Source organism: Candidatus Colwellia aromaticivorans, assembly GCF_003333305.1.
GTDB classification, from domain to species: domain Bacteria; phylum Pseudomonadota; class Gammaproteobacteria; order Enterobacterales; family Alteromonadaceae; genus Colwellia; species Colwellia aromaticivorans.
Map to the genome: position 1 here is coordinate 101,772 of NZ_QOLD01000014.1, position 10,462 is coordinate 112,233.

The 10,462-nt window shown below is 38.4% G+C and carries 8 protein-coding genes; all 8 read right to left on the reverse strand.

Features of this window, described 5'->3' with window-relative positions:
* Positions 1-2 precede the first annotated feature (2 nt).
* Entirely contained in the window at positions 3-1,532 is a 1,530-nt protein-coding gene (locus DWA31_RS02535) for a thymidine phosphorylase family protein (protein WP_114325098.1), read from the reverse strand.
* 166 nt (positions 1,533-1,698) lie between these two features.
* Entirely contained in the window at positions 1,699-2,151 is a 453-nt protein-coding gene (locus DWA31_RS02540; RefSeq protein WP_168427271.1) for a universal stress protein, read from the reverse strand.
* Between the two features lie 16 nt (positions 2,152-2,167).
* Positions 2,168-3,556: an MBL fold metallo-hydrolase RNA specificity domain-containing protein gene (locus DWA31_RS02545; RefSeq protein WP_114325100.1), complete on the reverse strand. Its 1,389-nt coding sequence runs from the start codon at positions 3,554-3,556 to the stop codon at positions 2,168-2,170.
* 808 nt (positions 3,557-4,364) lie between these two features.
* On the reverse strand, positions 4,365-4,967 hold the full coding sequence (gene yfbR / locus DWA31_RS02555; protein ID WP_114325102.1) for a 5'-deoxynucleotidase: 603 nt from the start codon (positions 4,965-4,967) through the stop codon (positions 4,365-4,367).
* Between the two features lie 207 nt (positions 4,968-5,174).
* Complete coding sequence (locus tag DWA31_RS17095) at positions 5,175-5,375, reverse strand: hypothetical protein (protein WP_168427272.1); 201 nt, start codon at positions 5,373-5,375, stop codon at positions 5,175-5,177.
* Positions 5,376-5,553: 178 nt separating this feature from the next.
* Positions 5,554-6,771: a pyridoxal phosphate-dependent aminotransferase gene (locus DWA31_RS02560; protein WP_114325103.1), complete on the reverse strand. Its 1,218-nt coding sequence runs from the start codon at positions 6,769-6,771 to the stop codon at positions 5,554-5,556.
* A gap of 541 nt (positions 6,772-7,312) precedes the next feature.
* Entirely contained in the window at positions 7,313-7,651 is a 339-nt protein-coding gene (gene nirD / locus DWA31_RS02565) for a nitrite reductase small subunit NirD (protein WP_114325104.1), read from the reverse strand.
* A gap of 65 nt (positions 7,652-7,716) precedes the next feature.
* The gene (gene nirB, locus DWA31_RS02570; protein ID WP_114325105.1) at positions 7,717-10,242 is read right to left on the reverse strand and encodes a nitrite reductase large subunit NirB; all 2,526 of its coding nucleotides are present in this window, start codon (positions 10,240-10,242) and stop codon (positions 7,717-7,719) included.
* Positions 10,243-10,462: the final 220 nt, after the last annotated feature.

Genomic DNA, 10,462 nt, shown 5'->3' on the forward strand with positions numbered 1-10,462 from the left:
AATCAAATAAAGTAGTTATCGTCTGTCGAGGGTGGATTTTTCTCTATGATATAAGCATTATTTTCATTTGCAAATTGTGTGGAAAATTCAAAGTCACTTTTAAAACAGGCATATATAGTAAAAAGAGTGTCCCCTTTTTTTATTTTATCGCCTACTTTTTTAATGAGATCAATGCCAGCATTTTTATCTATAGGGGCACCAGCGAGGCTTGCTATATGTGCTATTTTTAAGTTATCTATTGCATAAACATATCCACTTTTTGGCGCAATCACTGAGTACTCTAACGCGGCCTTACTTTGTTTTTTCTGCTGTACTCCTTGTGCTGAGATAATGGCTTGCATTTTTTCAAAAGCACGGCCAGATTCTAAAATATCTCTTGCAATAATATAACCTTGGCCACCCCTAACATCGGGATCAAACTCTAAAATTCTGCCCGCTAGGCGTAAAGATTTTTCTCGTAAATCACTAGGAGCCTTTTTTTGGTTGCTTAAAACTTGCTCTACATCTCTTGCTTCTAACGCAGGACCAATACCGTTACCTATGGGTTGAGAGCCATCACTAATCACCACATCGATATGTAAAGCAAAGAGATCGCCAATATATTCAAATAATTTTCTTAAGGCTAACGCTTCTTGATTATTATGAATTTTAGCCGAAGCGCCTACGGGGATATCAATGAGCAGATGAGTGGAACCTGCTGCTATTTTTTTAGACAAGATAGACGCAACTAATTGTCCAGTTGAGTCCATAGATAATGGTCGCTCAACTGAAATTAAAATATCATCCACGGGCGCTAATCTTGCCGTTCCTCCCCAAGTCAACATGCCGCGATGTTGCTGTACAACCTTTTGCATTTCTTCTATGGATAGCTCGACGTTAGCCAATACCTCCATGGTATCAGCGGTACCCGCAGGTGAGGTAATAGCACGGCTAGAGGTTTTAGGCATTAGCATACCGTGGGCGGCTATTATCGGCATAACTATCATAGTGGTACGATTGCCTGGAATGCCACCAATACAGTGTTTATCTACCACAATAGCTTCGCCCCAGTTCAAGCTTTTACCCGTATCAACCATGGCTTTCGTTAAAAAGAAGACTTCTTCACGTTCTAAACCATTATGGCTACAGGCAACTAAAAATGCAGCAATTTCCATTTTGGAATAACGGTTTTCTAAAATATCTTGGCAAATAAGATGAAATTCATTTTTGTTCAACGTTTCACCAGCAATTTTTCGGTGTACAGCTTTAAGAGAAATTGGCGGCTTGGCGGGCGCAATTCTTACGCTAATTCCCTGTTCTTTACCTAATTGCCCAAAAGCTTGTGTGCTTAAACCAAGTTCATTAATATCAACAATAGTGCAATCATCAACAATATTTAGTACAGCAAGTACAGGATCACCATCGCCTTTTATGTAGATTTCTATTTTCATTAATGCCTGAAAACCCTCGGTCCGGTAAAGAGGGCAGTCGCGGTGTAAGTAGGCAACATTCTCTTTGAAGGTGTCTATGGCAACGGATTTTAGTTTTAACATAAGGTGATAATTCCTTTTCCTAAAATAAAATTCATTCAGCGCGTAAGTAAAAACAGTAAGTCATAACTAGCATAGTTTAAAAAACAAGCAAACTACTGTGCTTTACATCAAGGAGAGTGAATTTTAATAGCTTCTATTTTGATAAATAGTTAACTGTCAGCTCAGCTTACTCTTTGAACCGCACTGCTAATACATCACACTTTGCTCCGTGTAAAATGGCATTAGTGGTTGAGCCTAATAGTAATTGCAAACCATGTACACCATGACTACCTGTTATAATTAAATCAACGTTTTCTTGCTTCGCAAAAGCTAATATTTCTTCATTGGTATGTCCTATGGGTATATGTAAATCTTGTTCTGAAATATTGAGCCTTTTAGCCAAAGGTTGTAGTACCTCTTTGGCTCGCTCTTCAAATATTTTTGTAGTGCCTATGCTATCTACAGAGCCTAAACCAGAAATAACACCATATTCACCACTATAATAAGCGCTAGGTATAGGTTCAACCACATGGATAATACTCAGTTTAGCTTGAGTAAGCTGTTGCAATTGCGTGACTTTATCCTCGATATAGCTTTTAGTTTCATTAAGCTCTGTGGCAAATAAAATATGCTTATACATGAAAATATCCTTCTTGTTAGATAATAATATTTTGCTTATAGCTTGCTTGCACAACATTGACTTGATGTTGATGCTTTAATTTTTGTGCGAGCACTTCCATCGCATCTTCTTCGCCGTGAACGAGTACTACTGGCGGTTTATTTTCAAAACATTGATACCAATCTAGCAAACCTTGCTGATCAGCATGGGCAGAAAAACCACCTATGGTGTGAATACTCGCCTTAACTTGTATTCTCTCGCCCCATAAATGAATATTTTCACAGCCATCAACAAGCGATCGGCCTAGTGTTCCTCTAGCTTGAAAGCCAACAATAAGTACATGAGCATTTTCACGCCAAATATTATGTTTGAAATGGTGTTTAATTCGGCCACCTGTACACATGCCGCTACCAGCAATAATAATAGCGCCTGAGTTAATTTGATTAATTTTCATTGAGTATTCTGTTGTTTCTGACATATGTAAATTAGGTAAATCAAATATTCCATCATGGTGTTGTTCCATATTTATCGCTTTTTTATCGTAAACTTCACGGTGTTTGGCATAAACATTAGTCGCTTTTATTCCCATCGGGCTATCAAGAAAAATTTGCCAATCACCTAGCTGCCACTGCTCAAAGTGTTGCTTAAATTCATAGAGTAACTCTTGTGTTCTACCAACGGTAAAGGCAGGAATTAATATATTGCCTTTGTTACTTTTTGCATTGGCAATAATCTCGCCCATCTCTTGCCAAGTATCCTCCCAACTGCGATGTAACCTATCACCATAAGTACTTTCCATTATGACTAAGTCAGCATACTGAACTTTATAAGGGTTTCGTAAAATGGGGGCATTTTTATGTCCTAAATCGCCACTAAATACTACTTTTTTGCTTACACCATTCTCAACAAGCGCTAATTCAACGATAGCCGATCCAATAATATGACCCGCATCTCTGAGTGTTAGTTTAACGCCTTGGCATATTTCTAACTCCTCATCATAAGTAAGCCCTTTAAAATACTGTAATGTTGTTTCCGCTTCTGCCGTTGTATAAAGAGGTTCTATTAATGTTAAGCCTTTACGTTCGCGTTTCTTATTTTCCCAATGAGCCTCCTTCTCATGAATGTAACCTGAGTCTACTAGCATAATTTCACATAAATCTACGGTGGCATTATGGGTATAGATACAGCCATGAAAACCCTCTTTTATTAACATGGGTAATCTACCCGTGTGATCAAGGTGTGCATGACTGACAATCACGGCATCTAGATCAGCAACATCAAACGGGAAGTCATCATGGTTATGTCGAACATTCTCATGAGAGCCTTGTAACATGCCACACTCAAGTAGTATGTTTTTGTTGTTAACTTGCACTAAATAGCAAGAGCCAGTGACTTCTCGAGTAGCTCCAAAAAATTTAATATTCATTTAAACCCCTATAATGATTGTTGTGAATAATACTGATACTAGACTTACTTTAAGTCTAGTTGAACTTGGCAGAGAGCTCTAATTTGAATAAGAAAAGGTTGATAAAGATCAAAAGTTCCTTAATCGTTAACGAAAAAACAAAATTTTTTGAGGGTACGATGATTAATTAACATAGAAAAGATTTTAGTTTCGAAAGCAAAGGGATAAACAAATATTTAGAAACACTATTCGTACAAAATGAGTGCATATACCCGTGACCATTCAAAGTGCAGGTTTCAGTGGGAGAAAAAAACGATTTAAACAAGGTGTTGATTGCGGAGAATGGTTGTTCCCTTGTCAAAATCAATAAGGCAGTGTAAATCGTTTTTAGCCCCATCGGAGAAGCACTTGAGCAATCCCATTTTATTGTTGCGCCAAAGAAATAGGGAATACCATGATTTAATTGACGCGCCTCAAACTGAAATTGCTCAAGTACTCTGAATCGAACACTTTGAATGATTACGGGTATATATACGCATTATCGTACTGACTAATATATAGACAATCGCTCTGCGCGAATATTGATGGGTACCCTATCTCAGAAAAGCAAACTCCTCCTTATAAAATATTGTTTATTAAACCTAAATGAGTAGCCATATTCACTGAGCAACTTCAGTCCTAGACAGTTGACTTAGTCTCTGATTTAGAGGAAGTGGAGTCCATATATCTCTGTGGAAGCGATATATGAATATAATGTTAAGATTTGCTTTGCTATGAGTTGATATTTTACCAAATATCAATAAGTTAAATCATACAAATAAAAGCAATATCACCCATCACTATTAGATAATTTATCAACTGAAACGAAACAATTTTCTTCAAATACATCAAGTAAATAATTAACTTCAGGCATTGTTTTTCGGTATGTTTCTAACATCTCTAAAAGTCTAGGTTTTACGTCAGTGAATTCATTGTTTCCAAATTTCAACTCATCAGATGCTTTTAAATACGCAGAAATGATATCTGCAGCTTTAACTATTTTTTTATATTCGGGTTCTACATTTGACTGTACTAATAAAGGTTTAAATTCATTTTGAAGTTCTTTTGGTAAACATCTTAAACATTCTAGTTCAGCTATTTCCTCAAGTTTTTTAAACTCTTTAGTTAATTCTGGATTATGATATTTAGTTACGTGGTTTATATCTTGTAATTTAGTTTCAGAAATTTCATGATAAATAGCCACGGTTGCAGCCCTTTCAGCATTAATTGACCCACCAAAATATTGATTTTTTATCGTTGCAAGAAGGTGGGCTATAACGGCTACTTGATGGGAATGTTCAGCTATGTTTTCTTTTTTGACACAATGCATTAATCCCCATCGCTTTATTAAGGGCATTCTGATAACCCATGCGAGAAATGTACTTTTAACCATAAGCTGACGTATACCTTATAAAATATTGATAAAAAGAAAATATGATAACAAAAACCATAATTAGACACATTATAAAATTGATTATAATCTTCTGTTTTTAGGACAACTATAGGTTCATTTAGTCATGGGATTTGGAACGCATTATCTAATGCGTTCCAAAGAGGTTTTTTTATAAATTATAATGGGGGGGGAAGTGAATGAGTATTATCATTCATAATGTTCTGCTTGCATGCAACACACTGGACGAGCTTTCTCATCCAGATGATTAAGTGTATACCCAAACCCACTTGAAGATGCAGGTTCAGCTGGAATTATAAACGTTTTAGGTAAGGCATTGATTGAAGATAATGGTTGTTCAGGAGAATATGCTCCTGCATTCTCTAATAAGCTACATCCATGTAGCGCCATTGTCGAAATCAATAACGCAGCATAAAACGTTTATAAAGCAGCCCTTCGGGGAAGGCTGAGCAAATCATACTCTGCGTTGCATTTCTTTTTAAGGGATAACCATTAATACAAAAATGCGCCTTGATTATAACTTGCTCAGACTTCCTGAAACACGCATCTTCAAGTGGCTTGGGTATAATTATAATTGCTTATAAGTAGCAAAGAAGTTTTTGATTTTTTCTAGTGCAGGCACTAATTCATCAACATGCGGTAAAAATACTAATCTAAAATAATTTTGTGCCTTAATATTAAAGGCGCTACCGTGAACAAGAAGTATTTTTTCTTGTTTAAGTAAATCTAAAATCATTTTTTCATCATTAGTGATGTTAAACTTTTTAGCATCTACTTTCACAAATAAATACATCGCTCCCATAGCAGGGTGACATGATAAACCATCAATATCATTAATCATGTTGGCTGCCACATTACGTTGCTTTAATAATCGACCATCGCCTGAAATAAGTTCATTAATACTTTGATAACCACCTAAGGCGGTTTGAATGGCATGTTGACTTGGAACATTAGGACACATGCGCATTGAAGCTAAGATGGTTAACCCTTCTAAATAATCTTCGGCGTGAATTTTAGGTCCCGATAATACCATCCAACCGGCTCTAAAACCTGCGACTCTGTAGTTTTTAGATAAGCCACCCATGGTAATAATAAACACATCTTGAGACAATGATGCGGTTGGAATATGTTTAGCCCCGTCAAATAAAATTTTATCGTAAATCTCATCACTGAAAATAATTAGACTATGTTTTTTTGCAAGAGCAATAATGCCTTCTAATATTTTTTTAGGATAAACGGCACCCGTTGGGTTATTTGGGTTGATCAAAACGATCGCTTTGGTTTTATCTGAAATTTTACTTTCCATATCTTTAAGATCAGGGTACCAACTGTTTTTATCATCACAAACATAATGAACAGGGTTACCACCAGAAAGTGCGACAGCAGCTGTCCATAATGGGTAATCTGGAGCAGGAATCAATACTTCATCGCCATTATTTAATAAGCCTTGCATTGCCATCACAATAAGCTCACTAACACCATTACCGATAAAAACATCATCAACACGAACATCTTTAATGCCTTGTTGTTGAAAATATTGCATTACAGCAACGCGAGCAGAATAAATACCTTGAGATTCGCTATAGCCTTGCGAATTAGGTAAGTTATGAATCACGTCTTTTAAAATATCATCGGGCGCTTCAAAACCAAAAGGGGCAGGGTTACCAATATTCAGTTTAAGAATTTTATGCCCTTCATCTTCTAAACGACGTGCCTCTGCTGCTATTTGCCCTCTAATTTCATAACAAACATTGTTTAATTTAGATGACTTTATTATAGCTTTCATGATGCGGTTACTTCTTCAGTTAATGTATATAGGATAATAGAAGCCTATTGTTGCTAATATTAGCGACTATTGAAATAGTTAACGGTAAGTTTTTAATGAAAATTAGCACTATTTTTGTGGAAAAGATTATTTCTGGAGTTTTTACTACTAAAAAAGGGACAGATTGAACTATAGGGTGCTAAAAAGTTCTTCTCCATCTATACCGAAGTGAATTCAAAGTGCAGGTTTTAATTGGAATTAGAAACGTTTTTAGGCAAGGCATTGATTGAAGAGAATGGTTACTCAGGAGCACACTCTCCTGAACAACCCTTAATAAAAAGCTGCGCCTTGATCATGATCCGCTCAGGTATCCTGAAACTCGCATTTTGAAGTGTCTTGGGTAATCGTAATTGGTATAAGTAAGTGTCATTGCCATACCATGGCGAGTCTCGAAAGTCGTGGTAAGGTTACGATCGAACTAGCCAGCGTAATATATTCTGATGCCTGACAATTTTTAGCGAGCGCCACTTCTACCCAAAATCGTCAGCCTATAAAGCTTACTTTATACAGTTACTTCCAAAAATACATTTCCGTCTTTGACTTTTACCGGGTAAGTAGTTATATCGTCAACATCGCCTTCACTGACGTGCACACCGCTTTTGAGGGAAAAGCTGTTTTTGTGTAAGGGGCAAGTTACTTTCGGCTCACCCTCCTTATCACCTATGATGCCGCGAGAAAGAACCATGCGCTTGTCATGCGGACAAAGGTTTTGCACTGCGAACCATTGATTATTTTTCGAGAGGTTAAAAACTGCAATTTGCAGACCATTGACCTTTACGCAGGAACCTAGATCTTTGGTAAAGTTTACAACTGCGCCAACATTAATCCATTCTGTGTTCATAATATCAGTCTCTGTAATTGTGTTGTACTAATGATGCCAGTGTTTAGCATCTCAGTTTATTCTGTTTAGTTGTTAACATCTATCAAGGCTTTTTCACTGTGCTGTAGCGGTCGGATCTGCTCGCGATCTCTGGTGAACTGCACCGTTTCATCCTGATCATCAGAGTTAATAAAGTGTTTAAAGCGTTTGAGTTTTTCAGGATCGTTGATAGTACTCGTCCACTCACACTCGTATGTGTCGACCACATGCTGCATTTGCGTTTCGAGTTCGCCATTTATTCCAAGTGAGTCGTCAATAACAACGGCTTTTAGGTGATCGAGTCCACCCGGAAGTTTCATCATCCAGTTCGCTGTTCTTTGCAGTCGGTCGGCGGTTTTGATGTAGTACATCAAGAATCTGTCGATGTATTTAATTACTGACTCTTTGTCAATATCTGAGGCTAGCAGATCAGCATGGCGAGGCTTAATACCGCCATTACCGCAGACATAGAGATTCCAGCCTTTGTCTGTAGCAATAACGCCAAAATCTTTACATTGCGCTTCAGCACATTCACGGGTGCAGCCACTGACAGCTCCCTTAATTTTATGTGGCGAACGCAGGCCCCTATAACGTATTTCTAGCTCAATAGCCAAGCTAGTACTGTCCTGAACACCATATCGGCACCAGGTAGAACCCACGCAAGACTTAACGGTACGCAGTGATTTACCGTAGGCATGACCTGATTTAAAACCGGCATCAATTAATATTTTCCAGATAGCAGGTAGTTGATCGAGCCGAGCGCCAAGCAAATCTATGCGCTGACCACCGGTAATTTTAGTATAAAGATCGAAATCTTTGCCCACTTGAGCAATAACCATCAACATATCAGGGGTGATTTCACCGCCTGGAATACCGGGAATAACTGAATAAGTACCATCTTGTTGAATATTGGCTAGGAAGGCGTCATTGGTGTCCTGAAGAGGTGTATGGTTGAGGATAGGTTCATTGAAAACGCTAGCGAAGATAGACGCTGCCGTTGGCTTGCATATTTCGCAGCCAGAGCCTTTCCCATGTAGAGCAATAAGATCAGAAAAAGTATTAATGCCGGTAGCCCGGACAACCTGATACATCTCTTCACGACTAAATTCAAAGTGTTCACACAGCGCATTGCTGACTTCTATACCGTCCTGAGCCATTTTATACTGGTAAAGGTCGGTCAGCATTGGCACGCAACCCCCACAGCCGGTACCAGCTTTGGTGTATGATTTGATCGCACTTATCGAATCGCAGCCTTGATTTTCAATGGCATCAAGTACATCACCTTTAGTCACATTTTCACAAGAACAGATATGCGCCGTGTTGGGCAGATCACCAATGCCTATACCACTTTCTGCATCGTCATTTCTAGGGAGAATAAGACTCATTGGATCAGCAGGAAGCTGCATTTTGTTTTGGTAAATTTGTAATAAAGTACCATATTCTGAAGCATCACCGACAAGAACGCCACCGAGTAGCGTGTTACCATCTTCTGAGATCAACAGCTTCTTGTAAACTCCGGTATGTGGGTTATTCAAAACAATATCTTTGCAGGGTTTATCCTGTGGTTCTATATCGCCAAAACTGGCAACGTCTGTGCCCATTAGCTTGAGTTTGGTCGACATATCCGCACCAGTAAATGTTGCTGCTGAGTTGCCGGTAAGTTGTTCAACCACGGCATCTGCCATCATAAATCCGGGTGCAACGAGGCCATAGATCATGTCTTGATAAAGTACGCACTCACCAATGGCGTATATATTATCATCAGAGGTTTTTAAGGAAGAGTTTACTAAAACACCGCCACGAGGCCCTACAGTCAGGCCGCTTGCTTTAGCGAGATCGTCACGAGGACGGATCCCAGCAGAAATGATGATCATATCCGTGTTGATTACGCTATCATCGGCAAACTCCATTGCCGTAACACGGGTATCTCCGGCGATATTTTTAGTGTTTTTGTTTAAATTAACCGTCATGCCCTGAGCTTCGATTAGACGCTTGAGCATTTCTCCGCCAGCGTCATCCACCTGTCTGGGCATAAGTCTTGATGCAAACTCAACTACATCAGTTTTTAGCCCTAGTTCCTGAGCTGCTTTAGCCGCTTCTAATCCTAGCAGGCCACCCCCTATAACGGCGCAGTTTTTACAATTTTTTGCATAAGCAATAATTTCTTCGAGATCTTCGATGGTGCGGTAAACAAAAACACCTTCTTTTTCGATACCCGGAACAGGAGGAACAAAAGGGCTTGAACCCGTAGCCATCACTATTTTTTCATAGGCTAGTGTGATGCCTTTTTCGGAGGTAACTGTTTTATTTTTGCGATCAATACTGATAATTTTATCTTCGAGGTAGAGCTCTATTTTACGCTCTTTATACCAATCAATACTCGCCATACTGAGATCTTCGGCGGTTTTACCTTCAAAATAAGCAGATAGGCGAACGCGGTCATAAGCAGGACGTCGCTCCTCACAAAAGGTTATGATTTTAAAGTGATTTTTAGTATCTTTATTGCTTAGTCGTTCACAAAATTTATAACCTACCATACCGTTTCCGATAACAATGATATTTTTCTGGCTCATAAATTTGTTTCCTATGTTTTAAAGAATACAGTATTTTTGAGTATAGGAGTTAAATCGCATTACGGATAGTCAGTGTAAATTTATCTTAGGGAACGAATTGACTCACATTAAATGTAACCCTAGCTGTTTCAAGGTCAGTCCTAAAAACTATCGTTGACTCATAATTAATGTAACCGAACTTTCGGGAGCTGCAATATGAGTCTAAGTGAACGCAAAAGCT

What these genes read in the sequence shown, in the direction of transcription:
- DWA31_RS02535 (WP_114325098.1), bottom strand. Translation starts at nt 1,532, where the DNA reads ATGTTAAAACTAAAATCCGTTGCCATAGACACCTTCAAAGAGAATGTT.
- DWA31_RS02540 (WP_168427271.1), bottom strand. Translation starts at nt 2,151, where the DNA reads ATGTATAAGCATATTTTATTTGCCACAGAGCTTAATGAAACTAAAAGC.
- DWA31_RS02545 (WP_114325100.1), bottom strand. Translation starts at nt 3,556, where the DNA reads ATGAATATTAAATTTTTTGGAGCTACTCGAGAAGTCACTGGCTCTTGC.
- yfbR (WP_114325102.1), bottom strand. Translation starts at nt 4,967, where the DNA reads ATGGTTAAAAGTACATTTCTCGCATGGGTTATCAGAATGCCCTTAATA.
- DWA31_RS17095 (WP_168427272.1), bottom strand. Translation starts at nt 5,375, where the DNA reads ATGGCGCTACATGGATGTAGCTTATTAGAGAATGCAGGAGCATATTCT.
- DWA31_RS02560 (WP_114325103.1), bottom strand. Translation starts at nt 6,771, where the DNA reads ATGAAAGCTATAATAAAGTCATCTAAATTAAACAATGTTTGTTATGAA.
- nirD (WP_114325104.1), bottom strand. Translation starts at nt 7,651, where the DNA reads ATGAACACAGAATGGATTAATGTTGGCGCAGTTGTAAACTTTACCAAA.
- nirB (WP_114325105.1), bottom strand. Translation starts at nt 10,242, where the DNA reads ATGAGCCAGAAAAATATCATTGTTATCGGAAACGGTATGGTAGGTTAT.